The organism is Flavipsychrobacter stenotrophus (assembly GCF_002954265.1).
Classification (GTDB): Bacteria; Bacteroidota; Bacteroidia; order Chitinophagales; family Chitinophagaceae; genus Flavipsychrobacter; species Flavipsychrobacter stenotrophus.
The window spans coordinates 122513-137067 of the sequence record NZ_PPSL01000003.1 but is presented as its reverse complement, the minus strand read 5'-3'; the positions used below and the strand labels follow the sequence as shown (position 1 = coordinate 137067).

Sequence of the window (14555 nt, the reverse complement as noted above, 5' to 3'; positions counted from 1 at the left end):
ATAGTGGTGTTAATAAGTATAGTTTTTCATTCATTTTCTTTTAAATCTCTCCCACTTTATGACCATGAATTTGTCGCCCAATTCAGTGATCAGACAGCCGGAGCTTTTCATTGTATCCTTTTCTTTAAAGAGATCTAAGAGTTCGGCATGAGTAAGCACTTTGTATGTAGGATGGTACTCCAGATTCTCGGGAGCTTTCACATTATACTTCCTTACCCAGTTCATAACCGACACGTGACTGACCCCCAAAATTCTTTCTATCTCCCTGAGTGTCACGCCTTCTATATATAGTTGCAGCGCTTTTATAACGTAGTACGGGTCTATGCTTTTACCATCTTTCATTACTGTAAAATGATAGCTGCAATCGAGGCATTTGTAGCGCTGCTTGCCTTTGGCCAATCCACTTTTTACTATATGCTGCGACTTACATTTAGGACAAAAAGTATCTTTCATACTTAAAGATAATCAGGAGCCTATACCAAATGAGCATAACTATACCTATTTACCAAAGATTATATTACGAAAAGCGTATTATTTTATAACTATGTACTCTGAAATCATCTTTTGTAACCAATAAAAACACCAATACCAATGTCGTATCCGTTTCAGATAAAGACCAAAGAGCAGTATGATAGAGCCTACAAAAAAAGTGTAGAAGATCCTGAAGGATTTTGGGGAGAAGTAGCAGGTTCTTTTTATTGGCGCAAGCGCTGGGATAAGGTGCTGGACTGGAATTTCAAAGACCCGGATATCAAATGGTTCCGTGGCGGTAAAATGAATATCACAGAAAATTGCCTTGACCGTCACCTGGGCACAATGGGTAATAAGCCTGCTATTATATGGGAGTCTAACGACCCTGAAGAGCACCACCGCATACTTACTTACCGCGATCTGCACCATAAAGTAGTACAGTTTGCCAACGTGCTCAAGAACAACGGAGTGAAGAAAGGCGACCGGGTATGTATATATATGGGCATGGTGCCCGAGCTTGCGGTATCTGTGCTGGCATGTGCCAGAATAGGAGCGGTGCACTCGGTGATATTTGGCGGCTTTAGTGCACAGAGTATAGCAGACCGCCTGCAGGATGCGCAGGCAGAATTCATCATTACCTGCGACGGTGCATACCGAGGTAATAAAGAGATACCACTAAAGAGTGTAATAGACGATGCGCTGGTGCAGTGCAGGTTTGTAAAGAAAGTGATAGTGGTAACGCTCACCCGCATGCCGGTGAGCATGATAAAGGGCCGCGATGTGTGGTGGGAAGATGAGATTAAGAAAGTAGAGACCATGGGCAACCCTGACTGCCCGGCAGAAGAAATGGATGCTGAAGACCCGCTGTTCATCCTCTATACATCGGGGTCTACAGGCAAGCCTAAGGGTGTGGTGCATACCTGTGCCGGTTATATGGTATATACAACGTATTCTTTTGTGAATGTGTTTCAGTATACACCCGGAGATATACACTTCTGTACCGCAGACATTGGGTGGATAACAGGGCATAGCTACATAGCTTACGGCCCGCTGTGTGCCGGCGCAACAACGGTATTATTTGAGGGTGTGCCTACGTGGCCTGATGCAGGCCGCTTCTGGGATATAGTAGATAAGTACAAAGTAAATGTGCTTTATACAGCACCTACAGCTATCCGCAGCCTGATGAGCTATGGCCTTGGCCCCGTGCAAAGCCATGACCTGAGCAGCCTGAAAGTGCTGGGATCGGTAGGAGAGCCTATTAATGAAGAAGCATGGCACTGGCTGAATGAAAATATTGGCAAGGGCAACTGCCCGGTAGTAGATACGTGGTGGCAGACCGAAACCGGCGGCATCATGATATCGAACCTTGCCGGAGTAACACCATCTAAACCATCATTTGCAACGCTGCCGCTCCCGGGCATACAGCCAATATTGGTAGACGAAACCGGAAAGGAAATAGAGGGGAACAATGTGAGCGGTAACCTGTGCATCAAGTTTCCGTGGCCATCTATCATCCGTACCACCTACGGCGACCATGAGCGGTGCCGCACCAACTACTTTGCCGCCTACCCCAACCTGTACTTTACTGGCGATGGATGTATGCGCGATGAGAACGGATTTTACAGGATAACCGGGCGGGTAGATGATGTGCTGAATGTGAGCGGGCACCGAATAGGCACTGCCGAGGTAGAGAATGCAATAAACATGCACGCGGGTGTGATAGAGAGTGCGGTAGTTGGCTATCCTCACGATATAAAAGGACAGGGCATATATGCCTATGTGATCTATGGCAGCACACACGGAGACGAGAACCTTACCCGACAAGACATTGCCCAGACCGTAGCCAGGATAATAGGCGCCATAGCCAAACCGGATAAGATACAATTTGTGACCGGCCTGCCCAAAACACGAAGTGGCAAGATAATGCGCCGCATACTGCGTAAAATAGCCGAGGGAGAAACAGAGAACCTGGGAGATACGTCGACACTGCTTGACCCCGGGGTTGTGGAAGAGATAAAAAATGGGAAAATATAAATTTTAATAAATTAAAAAAGCCCGGCAACTGAATATAGTTGCCGGCTTTTTTATGCGTTTAGAGTTTGCATTAACGGAAGTTACACAGATACTTTAGTTCTAAAAAAACTAAACGTAGTGGTCATTACGTATCTTTGAAGGTGATGCTCTGGAAAATAAAATTGAAAGGACAGGCATTGATCTGGTTTATATTACGTCGTAATTTAACTTTATAAATAATTTAATATTAAAGAAATAGTGATTATTCAATTTTGTACCCGCTTAATTCTATAATGCTTTTTATATATGGTTTTTGACCCGTTTAAAAAAAACAACGTGACTGTCCTGAACGGATCAAATAAGGACAAAACGATCATTTTTGCACATGGTTTTGGCACAGACCAAACAGCATGGCAGCAGATAGCACAAACCTACAGCGATGAATACCGGGTAGTGCTTTATGACAATGTTGGGGCAGGCAAGTCAGACCCGGCTGCATTCAGCCCTAATAAATACGACACTTTACAGAGTTATGCAGATGACCTTGTAGCTATTTGCACTACACTAGCAATAAAGGATGCTGTAATCGTTGCACATTCGGTGAGTGGAATGGTTGCCACACTTGCGGCTATAGAGCACCCTGAGTTTTTTTCCAAAATGGTATTGATAGGTGCATCTCCACGATATCTGGATGACGAGGGCGCGGGCTATATAGGAGGGTTTGACCAACCATCTCTTGATGGCCTGTATGAGTCTATGGCCAATAACTATTTTGCATGGGTAAGCGGCTTTTCTGCTATGGCTATGGCCAACCCCGAACGCCCTCAACTGGCACAAAGTTTTGCAGACACACTTGCTGCAATAAGACCAGACATAGCGCAGTCTGTGGCACGAGTAATATTCCAGTCAGACTATCGCACCTCTTTAAAGAAACTTGACAAACCGGTGTTGCTGCTACAGACCAAGCACGACATAGCCGTGCCAATGGATGTAGCCAATTATCTGAATGGGCATATAAAGGGCAGCAAGTTGAAAGTGGTAGAAGCTGAAGGACACTTTCCGCACATAAGTGCCCCCGGAGAGATCTTAAAAGAACTGCAAAATTTCATATAGAATTTGACTAGTTCCCAACATATAAACTGGACCAGAGAGGGGCTTGACTTCTTTGTTGATCTGCATCCGGTAAAACACCAGAGAGATCTTAATGTTATTTACAAAGGCTCGACTGACCTGGTGATGAAACATGCCCATGCCACCGGTGCCGCATTGGTGCTGGCAGAAGATGAGATCACATCGCGGGTGCTGTATTCATCGCCTGATTTCCTTGACGGATTTATAAATGCCGACCTGATCAACAACCTTATAGCAGGCAATAAAATAGAAATAACATCGGGTGAGGCGCTGAATAAAGGCAAAGACACAACCCTTGTTTTTCTGCCTGTGCAGGAAAAAGTGTTTTCGTGCGTATTCGTATTATTTTACGACCGGAAAATAGAGCTTCCGGAAGCGTATATTGAATTTCTGGGTCATGCCCGCCTGGGTTTACAGGGCGCTACGCTACTTATACAAACCTATTATTCAATAGAACAGCTTACCACCCGTTATAATGCCATACTGGGTACGCTACCCGAGGGAATAGTGTTTGCCGATGATATAGGTAAACAGGGGTGGGTGAATGGCCCTGCGGCAGAGCTGTTGCAGCTTAGCGAAGCCCACAACTCACCGGCTGACATTTCAGCCGCAATGCTACAACTGCGGAACAGTGCTGTAAATCAGGAGTCGATAATGCGGGAGGGCATGAAGCTATTCAGCTCGCCCGATAAAACTATAAAAGACTGGGAGTGGATATTCGGCAACCCGATAAAAAAGGTGCTGCATGTTACCTGTGTACCCGCATCATCGGATAATATAAAGGGGCGGTTATGGGTATTTGAAGATGTAACGGAAATATACCAGGCCACCGAAAAGCTGAAAGAGCTGAACGTGGAACTTGACGAGAAGCGAAAAATAGCTGATGACCAGAACAAAGCCAAATCTGACTTTCTGGCAAATATGAGCCATGAGATACGCACGCCAATGAATGGCGTAATAGGAATGGCCAGCCTGCTGGTAAACACCCGGCTTGATGATGAGCAGAAAGACTATGTAGACACCATAAGAATAAGCGGGGAATCGTTGCTCTCTATTATTAATGACATTCTAGACTTCTCTAAAATAGAGTCGGGCAAGATGGATCTTGAAGAGCAACCGGTGAGCATATGTACCGTAATAGAGGAAACATATGACCTGATGGGCATGAAAGCCAATGAAAAAGGCCTGGATCTGCTCTACTACATAGACCCTGCAGTGCCTACCGAGATAATAGGTGATGTGGTGCGTATGAAGCAGATAATGCTGAACCTGGTATCTAACGGGCTGAAGTTTACCGAAAAGGGTGAGATACTGGTAACCGTACAATCGCTGGGCAACGAAGGAGATATATACGATATACAGTTTACGGTAAAAGATACCGGCATAGGGATACCTAAAGATAAATTCCACAGGCTTTTTGAGTCGTTCTCTCAGGTAGACTCATCGACCACCCGTAAATATGGCGGTACAGGGTTGGGGCTGGTCATCTGCCAGAGGCTGGTAGAACTGATGGGCGGCACAATAAGAGCGGAGAGTGAAATAAACGTGGGTACGTCATTCATCTTTAATTTAAAAGTGCCGGCAAGCCGCAGAACAATTCATTATAACAATAAAGAAAAGACATTTACCGCACAGCTCAAGGACAAGTCGATATTGATACTCGACGATAATAAGACCAACCTGAAGATACTACGTACTCATTGTCAGCACTGGGGAATGAAGCCCGTAGTGGTTGATAACTACCTGTCGGCACAAGAAGAACTGAAGACAACTCACTTTGACCTTGCAGTGATAGACCTGCTGATGCCGGAGAAGGATGGCATAGAAGTAACCAGGATGATCAAACAGACGCATCCTGCACTGCCTGTAATACTATTTAGCTCTGCGGGCTTCTTGCCGGTGGGCGATATAGACTATAAACAGCTCTTTGCAGCTGTGCTCAATAAACCTATAAAACATGCTCAGATAGAGCGGGCTTTGATAGATGTGCTGAGTAAGTCGGGCAGCAAACCTGTGCAGAAAAGTGACGTAGGGCAAGATGTGCCGCCCGAGGTAGCAGCACCTCCAATAAATATACTGGTGGCAGAGGATAATGAGATCAACCAGAAAATGATATTAAGGGCCCTGGATAAACTGGGGTACAAAGCCGACCTGGCCAATAATGGAAGCGAAGCGCTGGACCTGCTGGCAGACAAGCGCTATCAATTGATATTTATGGATGTAATGATGCCCGTGATGGATGGATATGAAGCTACGAAGCAGATACGGGAACAGTATAGTGGCAATAACAGACCTGTGATCATAGCCATGACCGCTAATGCACTTACGGGGGACAAAGAAAAAATAATGGCCCAGGGCATGGATGATTATATAAGTAAACCATTCAAAATACAGGATGTAAAAACAAAACTGGATGAATGGACACCTAAACTACTGCAAAAGATATGATGCCTGAAAACAACTACCGGTATATAGACCTGGAAACCATACTGGAAATGGCCGACGGAGAGAGTGATTTTATTATCTCTATTATAAGCGTATACCTTACTTCTATTCCAGAGTCGCTGGAACAATTGATACTGGCCTCGGGAAATAATGATACCGAGAACATTGTCTTTTATGTACACAAACTTAAGGGGTCTTTCAACTTTATAGGCTGCACACTGCTTACTGATATCTTCCTGAAAATTGAAGCCTATTGTACAAGCGGGGAACATATGGAAGAAATACCCGCATTAGTGGCTGAGGTGGAAAAACTAGCCGCCGAGGTAACGCTGGAACTACAGGATGTTATGGAGAAAGTATCATCTTAGTTTCAAAATAGACCATAACTCATTGGCTATAAATTGATTAGTTACCGGGCGACGACTGTTACCCAGTAAGCTGAAAGGCTTGCCTATTAACGACTTATCCACATTTCATTAACAAATGGATTACTTGACGTTATGACATGGATAACAAGCTAATTTCGGGTATTGTCTATTTTTGCACTCTAACTATTGGACACCATAAACGTTTTTATACATAAGCAATGAAACAAAAATTACTACTTGCAGCTTTATTCTGCGCTATCGCGATACCATCGTGCAGGAAGACAGACAATAACCCGGTAGGCGGCAACGTTTACAACAGCGTAAACGACATCACTGCACCTACAGGTTTCAACTGGGAGAGCTCACGCATGGTTCCATTTGTGATCAGCATCACCGATGCACGTTTTTCTACAGCTAACCACAGCATCGCTATCTACAATGGCGACCCATTCAACGGTGGTTCATTGCTTACCAAAGGATCTGCAAATACAGGATCAAGTTTCACCAGCAATCTTTCTCTGGCTAAGACTATCAACGAGGTATATATAGTTAAGACATCTCCTGATAATTCAATGATCGTTAACAAGGTAAATGTTGGAGGTGGTGTTACCATGTCATTCGGCGAAACAGACCCTACTGTAGCGGCTAAGAAAACTGCACAGCGCGATATGTCAACCATGGATGATTGCAGCAGCGGTTGCACCCGTACCATTACTACTAATACTTCTAATGTAGATGTAAACAGCGGTAACGTTGTTTGTATCACCGGCAGCAACATCACCGTTGGTTTCCAGAATGTTAACGGTGGTACTATACGTGTTTGCGGTACCAATGTAACCCTTCAGAACCTTAACTTCGGTGGTGCAGCTACATTGCTGATCACAGCAGGAGCATCCGCTACAGCAAGTATCAACTTCAACTCATCAGCTGCAAGCATTATTAACTACGGTACATTAACCAGTTCATTTCCTCTTAATGGCGCATTTACCAACCATGGTACTTATACCAGCACAGGCGACTTTAACCTGAACAGCAATGCACAAACGTTCATTAACAATGGTACAATGACCGTAAACGGCAGCTTCAACAATGGCTCACCTTCAAGTTCTACTAACAATGGCACCCTTGTAGTAACAGGTAACTTCCAGCAGAACAGCGGTGCAGCAGCATTTGTAAACAATTGCAGCCTTACTGTTAATGGTAACTACAACCAGAGCTCAGTAGTAAAGAACTACAACCTTATTAAGGTAGCAGGTACAAGTACCATCAACAGTGGTACTGAACTGGGCATGTACAACGGCGCTATGCTGAAGACAGTTAACTTCATCAACAACGCTACAGTTAAGGGTTATGGCAGCACATCACTGGTGAAGATCACAGGTTCTACAACTATCTTTAACAGCGGTGCAGTAGCTAACGGCGCATTGCAGATATGCTCTTCAACAACTGTAGGTGCATCTTACCTTACAGGTGGTGCTGCTAACGGTTGCACATTGTACATTCCAACATCGGGTTGTAACAGCGAAGGCAACGGCACACCTGCAGTAACTGACACTGATGGTGACGGAGTTTCTGATGCACTTGACGCATATCCTACAGACGCTACCAAAGCTTACAACAGCTACTATCCTACTGCAGCAAGCGGTGGTACTCTGGCATTTGAAGATAACTGGCCTTCTAAGGGCGACTTCGATATGAACGATATGGTTATGGGTTACCGCTACCAGGTTGTTACTAATGCAAGCAATGTAGTAGTTAAGGTAATTGCTAACTACACACTGAGAGCAACAGGTGGTGAATACCAGAATGGTTTTGGTGTTCAGTTCCCGGTAAACAGGGCTAATGTTACTAATGTAACAGGTGCTACACTTGAGGCAGGACAGGCAAAAGCGGTAATGATATTGTTTACCGACATGCGCGCTGAAATGGCTAACTGGAATACAGTACCGGGTGCAGCAACTACACCTGAAAAGAGCTACACCGTATCTTTTGATGTTACGAGCGGCCCTACCCTCAGCACATTTGGTCTGACTTCTTATAATCCGTTCATCTACAACTTTGGCCGTGGCCGCGAAACACACCTTTCTGCTCACGCACCAACCGACCTTGCTACTGCAAGCTACTTTGGTACCGCTGATGATAACAGCAGCGTATCTGCCAGCAGGTACTATGTTACTGCTACAGGTCTGCCTTTCGCTATAGACATACCTACTGCTCCATTCAATTATCCGATCGAGCGCAAAGATATCACTCAGGCATTCCTTCACTTTGGTGAGTGGGGTACATCGGGCGGTACCTCTTTCGTAGACTGGTACAGCAATACAGGTACAGGCTACAGGAATACAGCTAATATCTACAGTAACTAATCTGTAATCATATTTTTAGAAAACGGGTCTCAGTGATGAGTCCCGTTTTTTTGTGGGGGATGTGTGAGCCACAACCCGGATAACGTGCCAGTCCGCTTTGGAGACGCATCCTTCGAGAACCTCAGGATGACAGTGCGTCTACGTTAACGCTGTTTTGCTGAGGATGCCTTTGCTGTGAGTTTTAGTATTAATTTGGTAGTGCAATGAGGAAACTGATTTTGATAATAGCTATGATCTGTGCGTGGGGCGATGCCCAGGCGCAGATAAACCTTGTGCATAACCCCAGCTTTGAGACACACTGGAGGTGTCCACAATATCATGACTTAGTGAAGTATGCTAATTACTGGAGTGCAATTGAAGATACTGTAAGATCTTCGATCGATACACTTGGAACGCCCCCATACCTTACAGATTGTAAACCGGAATATTGTAATACTTGCAGTAGTTATCCTGTTACGAAGGTGCCCGATGGCCAAGCATATACTCACTATCCCAAAAGTGGTAACGGTATGATGCAAATGCAAAATTATTATAATGAGCTTGACACTACTTCTTTTTTTAAACGAGATTACCTACAAGGGAAACTAATAAACAGGTTGGCTGCTGGGCAACAATACTGCGTAACATTCTATGCGGTATTGACTGGTGCATCTGCCTACGCCCACAATGGTCTTGGTGCTTATTTAGATGATGGTACAATAGATACAACTACCAATTGTGGAGTTCCTCAATCTACACATACTCCCCAAGTATTTGAAACTGCAATAATAACGGATACCGTTATTTGGACTAAAGTGCAAGGGTCATTTACTGCTACGGGTAATGAATCGTTCATAACCATAGGTAATTTTTTTGATGCCAACCATACGGATACATTGCGAAAGCACTTTTCCCATGCCAGTGTGTTAGGGAATGACCGTTACTCATGGCATTTAGTAGACGATGTAAGCGTAATAAAAATAGGCACGGTAGCCAATGCGGGCAATGATACGACCATATACAGCGGTGATACCGCATGGCTGGGAGAGCATATAAGCTATGCAGGTGATAGCGTATGGACAATAGACAATGATGACTACACACCGTGCAAGTGGTACACCACCACGGGCGTACTTGTAGACAGCAACCACAGCGGGCTGCATGTACACCCCACAGTGACCACCAGCTATGTAATGGAGCTGGATGTGTGCGGGGTAATAACCTATGATACCGTAACCGTGCATGTGCATGGCGTGGGTATAGATGGTACTGGTAGCATGGCCAATGTAAAGATATACCCTAACCCTGCTGCCGATGAGGTGTATGTGAGCGGGGCTGCACCCGGTAGTGCGTATAGGTTGGTGAATGCAGTGGGTGTGGTGGTGAAGAGTGGTGTGCCTTATGGCAGGATAGATCTTCGGGGATTGGCAAGTGGGGTTTATGTGCTGGAGGTTGTTGGGGATGATGGGAGTAGAGGGGTGTTTAGGTTGGTGCATTGATATACAATCATGCGCCTAGCCCCAACCAGATGAAGCAGGTGGGCTTAGCGTTGCAAAACGAATACGTCCGGATGCGCCAGTCTGGAGACTGGCAACCGCAAGGATCCCGAAATGATCGGGATAAACTGCAACAAAGTCTACGCCCAGCATCGCTTATTAGCATTACTTCCCAGATGCTCTCAATATGCGGCGTTTTCATTAAATTTGGAGTAGCGGTTCCTTTCTATTACCTCAATGATACGCTGCTATGAAAACCACCTGTTTACTCTTTGCCCTATTTTTTTTATTGTGTGCGTCGCTGACTGCACAAACCCAATTTAATGGGGTTCTTATTAATACCAGAGACTCATCTCCCATTGCTTATGCTGTAATAAAGCTGGCAGAGATCAATAGCACTGTGCTTGCGGATAGCAGTGGCGCCTTCAACTTTCCCGTTGATGGCGGTTTAAAAAAACTGACATTCAACGTTTCTATACAGGGCTATAAAGCAACTATACATCATGATCGGCAATTCACTGCTGTGGAACGCGTGTATCTTGATGTTGCTGCACATGATCTGAAGGAGGCCCAGATAGTTGGCGAATCGGCTCGGGAAATAGTGCGTAAAGCCGTAAAAGCTATTCCCGATAATTACGCAGACAGCAGTTATTTTTCGTACTCCTTTTACAGGCAATATCAGTTTGTCAATAACTCGTTTATGAATCTTATCGAGGCATCGCCTGTGGTGATGTTCAAACTACAGAAAAAGAACAGGAAAATAGCAGCTACTCCCTCCTATGCGATCAGGGAATTGAGACGCAGTGCATATTATACAGACATTAGCAACTAGCACAAAGACAACGTGTCGTTCCTGATGGATGAAAACCCGGTGTACAATCTTGCCAATAGTTCTATAGCGCCCAACAGGCTGATCATGTACCAGTTTAGCTTTGATACGTCAGAAAAATTCAGCGACTATGTTATTGACTATTTGTGCCCTACAACATCGAAAGAAAACTATGGCTTTTTGGGTGATATTGAAGGGACATTTAAGGGCGCCAGCTACGAAATTGGCCGGTTAGTAATTGATAGGCAAACACTCGCTATAAAAAAGATAACACGCAAAGCCTGCAGAAATCCGCATTATGTGTTTCCCTATTCTGGTGGGGCAAACTATACCAACGATGGTAAAAATACTTTCGAGTTTGTAGCGGGCGAACTGGAAGCGGAATATGAAGAAAGAAGCGGCAAATGGTATACCAAAAGGCTCTACCGAAAATATAGAACGAATTTTTTTGACAAGTATGAAGACACCAAAGAGTTTGATATTACGGACATGTTTGAATGGCAGTCTGACTCAATATCAAGGTATATTACGGGAGACCTGGTAAACGCGTTTTACCCTAAGCTACGGCAGTACGGAGTATACAGTTACAACAAAGAATTCTGGGATAATAGCAATGTGCCATTTCATTTCGCGGATAAAGATGCGGTGTCTAAAGACCTACTGCGATGGGGAGTGGTGGAACAGCAGTTTGTAAAAGAAGGGGCGAAGGAAGTAACGTGGTAGGGTGTTGACGAATGTGTTCGCGCGAATGTCGTGGTTCACTTGGATGAACTCGGTGCAGGCTTGCGGCTCACCATGACATTGGGGGTGGGCGGAGTGTTACAAAACGAATACGTCCAAACTTGAGATTGCTTCGCGAAGAGCTCGCAATGACACACTTCTTTTGTTTTTTGTCGTTAAGAGGTATACTGGTATTACTTCCTGAATTTGGCGATAATGTTCTTGATCTTTTTTACGTAGCGGGCCGACTCGGTGACGGGTTTTGTTCCTTTCCAGGCAGTGGTGTCGAGGTATTTGTAAAAGAGTTGTTTGTACTTTTCGCCGTTCTTAAATGTTGAATAGATAGGCTTCCGCTCTACATAGTGGATGATGTAGGGGTCGGTGAAAGGCTCGGTAACGAAATTGTTCCAGCGCTTATCGAGTTGTAACCATTGGTCATGCAGCACTATGTTCATGCCATATTGGTCGGGGTAATTAGCGTATTTCTTATTGTTGTTGATAACAGCCAATATCTTTTCTGTGGTCTCGTCATCGCGCCACTTTTGTGCATTGATGAGCAACAGGCCTGTATTGAAATAAGGTGTGTCGCCTTTAAAGCCCAGTTCTTTATAGTTTTTGATGCCCCCCCAATGGTTATCGAACGTCTTCAGGCGCGGATCTAATACCGCACCAATGGTGAACTGATCGATATCTTCATTGAGCAGCAGGGAGATGTCTCTTTGCACGATCATGTCGGCATCAAGATAGAGCACCGTTTTTATGTCTTTGGGCATAAAATACGGTATGAATAACCGCATGTAAATATTGAGCGGGTAGCTGCTGTGATCTATAGGTAAAGACCAGCCCAGGGGGATCACATCGACCAGCTTCTGCCAATGAATAGTGGTAACATTTTTATTCACAGAAGCCTCCATCTTATCAATGTTCTCCTGCGTCACCTCATCCTCTACGATCCACAGATCGAGCTGCTTACCCGGTGCAAGGTGTGCCTCAACCGAACTGATAAGCGCAGCCACTAAGATCATATAATGATCATCGCTTACCACTACCAATGTAACAGTGTTGGTACCGGTCATTTATCGCTTGTTTTTAAGGTGGCCTTATTCATTTGTTGCAAAACTAAAATTAGCCTTTTATTCTATTGTACGGACAGATTTATTAAGTAAATTTGGCTAAGGGGCACCTATTAAATCTACCGGCAATGAAAACCCGTCTGTTTCTCCTGTCTGCCATTTACGTTTTCCTATTGGGGCTACCCAGCTTTGCGCAGACTACCTTTAAAGGACTGCTGATCAATACGCGCGACTCTTCCGCTATTCCATTTGCTGTCATCACGCTGGAGGAAACCAACAGTACAGTGCTGGGCGATGATATTGGCAATTTTATATTTACCATTCCTGCGGAACTGAAACAAATGACCTTCAAAGTTTCAGTGGTTGGTTATAAGACAACGCTACAACACAAGCGCACCTTTGATAGTGTTGAAAGAGTATACCTTGAGGTAGGCGCTTATGCGCTTAAAGAGGCGGAGATAGTTGGCGAAAGTGCCGAAGGCATTGTACATAAAGCCGTTGCCGCCATTCCCACCAACTATGAAAGTAACAGCTATTTTGCCTTCTCTTCTTACCGGCAATACCAGCAGGTAAATAATACATTTGTGAACCTGATAGAAGCGCAACCTATAGTGATGTTCAAGCTGACTAAGGAGAAAAAGGGCATACACTCCACAGAAGCGTTTGCGGAGCGCCAGACAAGGCGGAGCTTATTTTTTGAAAATCCCAGCAATGAAGCCCGTGATAATGTAGCTGACCTGATGGAGGAAAATCCAGTATATCACCTGGCCACCAGCTCCATTGCTAACAATAAATTGTACTCCTATACATTCAACTTTGATACTACCTATGAGCCGGGAGATTATTATGTGATCAACTACCTCTGCAAGGCATATTCAAGTGAAAGGCATGGCGTACAAGACCCAGTTGTAACGCAGGCGTTCAGGAGTGAGGCGTATGAAACGGGTCAACTGATCATAGACAGAAGCAGCCTGGCATTTGTAAGGGTACAGCGCAAGGCTGTTAGAAACCCGGGGTATTACTACCCTCATGAAAGCCAGCTTAATTTTATCTATCCTAAGAAGGAGTATTTTTTTGAATTCAATAATGCTGAGCTGATAGCCGAATATGAACTGATAAAAGATAAGTGGTATCTGAAAACACTGCGCAGGCAGTATACCGATGATTTTTACAATGCGGGTTGGGGTAATAAGATCTATGTGATCAGTGATGTTTTTGAATGGCGCTGCGATTCTATTTCCCGCTATACTACTGCGGATCATCTGAAGGAGTTTTATCCCAGATTACGGCAATACGGCGCCTATAAATATGACAAGGCATTCTGGAGCCACAACGATCTTCCGTTCTATTTTCATAAAGCCGACGCAGTGTTTAATGACCTGGGTAAGTTTGGCGATGTAGATAAGCAATTTGTTAAGCAGGGCGAGGTGGGGAAATGACGGTGTGTAGATAGTATCACACTTAATGTTAGATAACCACCTCCCCCTAAGTGACGACAGAAAAAGCCGTCACTTAGGGTACTCCTCCTTCAAAACCTACCTGCCGGTAGGCAGGGGAGGAGAGTGGTTGACGTATAGAATATTATAAATCACTTATCTATCTTGCTTTACTAATAGATTAAACATACAAAGAGCCGCCGATAGGCAGCTCTTTGTATGTAAATG

The 14555-nt window shown here is 44.6% G+C and carries 11 protein-coding genes; 9 read left to right on the top strand and 2 right to left on the bottom strand.

The genetic code is table 11. The annotated features are described in order from the left end of the window. Positions 1 to 30 precede the first annotated feature (30 nt). Positions 31 to 453 (bottom strand): IS1/IS1595 family N-terminal zinc-binding domain-containing protein, encoded by a 423-nt coding sequence (locus tag CJD36_RS10820; RefSeq protein ID WP_117601796.1) that lies wholly within the window; start codon positions 451 to 453, stop codon positions 31 to 33. A gap of 138 nt (positions 454 to 591) precedes the next feature. On the opposite strand from CJD36_RS10820, the gene acs reads away from it, so the two are divergent. The 8 genes from acs (at position 592) to CJD36_RS10775 (ending at position 11821) form a co-directional block, all read left to right on the top strand. Next, positions 592 to 2505 (top strand): acetate--CoA ligase, encoded by a 1914-nt coding sequence (gene acs / locus CJD36_RS10815; protein ID WP_105039187.1) that lies wholly within the window; start codon positions 592 to 594, stop codon positions 2503 to 2505. 315 nt (positions 2506 to 2820) lie between these two features. Continuing rightward, a complete protein-coding gene (locus tag CJD36_RS10810; protein WP_205685598.1) occupies positions 2821 to 3597 on the top strand; it encodes an alpha/beta fold hydrolase in 777 nt (258 codons plus the stop codon). Between the two features lie 3 nt (positions 3598 to 3600). Beyond that, complete coding sequence (locus CJD36_RS10805; RefSeq protein WP_133162596.1) at positions 3601 to 6063, top strand: response regulator; 2463 nt, start codon at positions 3601 to 3603, stop codon at positions 6061 to 6063. After that, on the top strand, positions 6060 to 6428 hold the full coding sequence (locus tag CJD36_RS10800; protein WP_105039184.1) for an Hpt domain-containing protein: 369 nt from the start codon (positions 6060 to 6062) through the stop codon (positions 6426 to 6428). The genes CJD36_RS10805 and CJD36_RS10800 overlap by 4 nt, the downstream gene beginning before the upstream one ends. Before the next feature lie 218 nt (positions 6429 to 6646). Next, a complete protein-coding gene (locus CJD36_RS10795) occupies positions 6647 to 8794 on the top strand; it encodes an LruC domain-containing protein (RefSeq protein WP_105039183.1) in 2148 nt (715 codons plus the stop codon). A gap of 203 nt (positions 8795 to 8997) precedes the next feature. Then, the gene (locus tag CJD36_RS10790) at positions 8998 to 10272 is read left to right on the top strand and encodes a T9SS type A sorting domain-containing protein (protein WP_105039182.1); all 1275 of its coding nucleotides are present in this window, start codon (positions 8998 to 9000) and stop codon (positions 10270 to 10272) included. 247 nt (positions 10273 to 10519) lie between these two features. After that, complete coding sequence (locus tag CJD36_RS10780; RefSeq protein WP_105039180.1) at positions 10520 to 11101, top strand: hypothetical protein; 582 nt, start codon at positions 10520 to 10522, stop codon at positions 11099 to 11101. Positions 11102 to 11113: 12 nt separating this feature from the next. Beyond that, positions 11114 to 11821 (top strand): hypothetical protein, encoded by a 708-nt coding sequence (locus tag CJD36_RS10775; protein WP_133162595.1) that lies wholly within the window; start codon positions 11114 to 11116, stop codon positions 11819 to 11821. A 191-nt stretch (positions 11822 to 12012) separates the two neighbouring features. On the opposite strand, the gene CJD36_RS10770 is transcribed toward CJD36_RS10775, so the two are convergent. Then, positions 12013 to 12894: a glycosyltransferase family 8 protein gene (locus CJD36_RS10770; RefSeq protein WP_105039178.1), complete on the bottom strand. Its 882-nt coding sequence runs from the start codon at positions 12892 to 12894 to the stop codon at positions 12013 to 12015. A 125-nt stretch (positions 12895 to 13019) separates the two neighbouring features. Here CJD36_RS10770 and CJD36_RS10765 point away from each other — a divergent pair, with 125 nt between their 5' ends. After that, a complete protein-coding gene (locus CJD36_RS10765) occupies positions 13020 to 14330 on the top strand; it encodes a hypothetical protein (RefSeq protein ID WP_105039177.1) in 1311 nt (436 codons plus the stop codon). Positions 14331 to 14555 lie beyond the last annotated feature (225 nt).

Coding starts and splice junctions, on each gene's coding strand:
- CJD36_RS10790 (WP_105039182.1), top strand. CDS start 8,998: ATGAGGAAACTGATTTTGATAATAGCTATGATCTGTGCGTGGGGCGAT.
- acs (WP_105039187.1), top strand. CDS start 592: ATGTCGTATCCGTTTCAGATAAAGACCAAAGAGCAGTATGATAGAGCC.
- CJD36_RS10780 (WP_105039180.1), top strand. CDS start 10,520: ATGAAAACCACCTGTTTACTCTTTGCCCTATTTTTTTTATTGTGTGCG.
- CJD36_RS10800 (WP_105039184.1), top strand. CDS start 6,060: ATGATGCCTGAAAACAACTACCGGTATATAGACCTGGAAACCATACTG.
- CJD36_RS10770 (WP_105039178.1), bottom strand. CDS start 12,894: ATGACCGGTACCAACACTGTTACATTGGTAGTGGTAAGCGATGATCAT.
- CJD36_RS10795 (WP_105039183.1), top strand. CDS start 6,647: ATGAAACAAAAATTACTACTTGCAGCTTTATTCTGCGCTATCGCGATA.
- CJD36_RS10765 (WP_105039177.1), top strand. CDS start 13,020: ATGAAAACCCGTCTGTTTCTCCTGTCTGCCATTTACGTTTTCCTATTG.
- CJD36_RS10820 (WP_117601796.1), bottom strand. CDS start 453: ATGAAAGATACTTTTTGTCCTAAATGTAAGTCGCAGCATATAGTAAAA.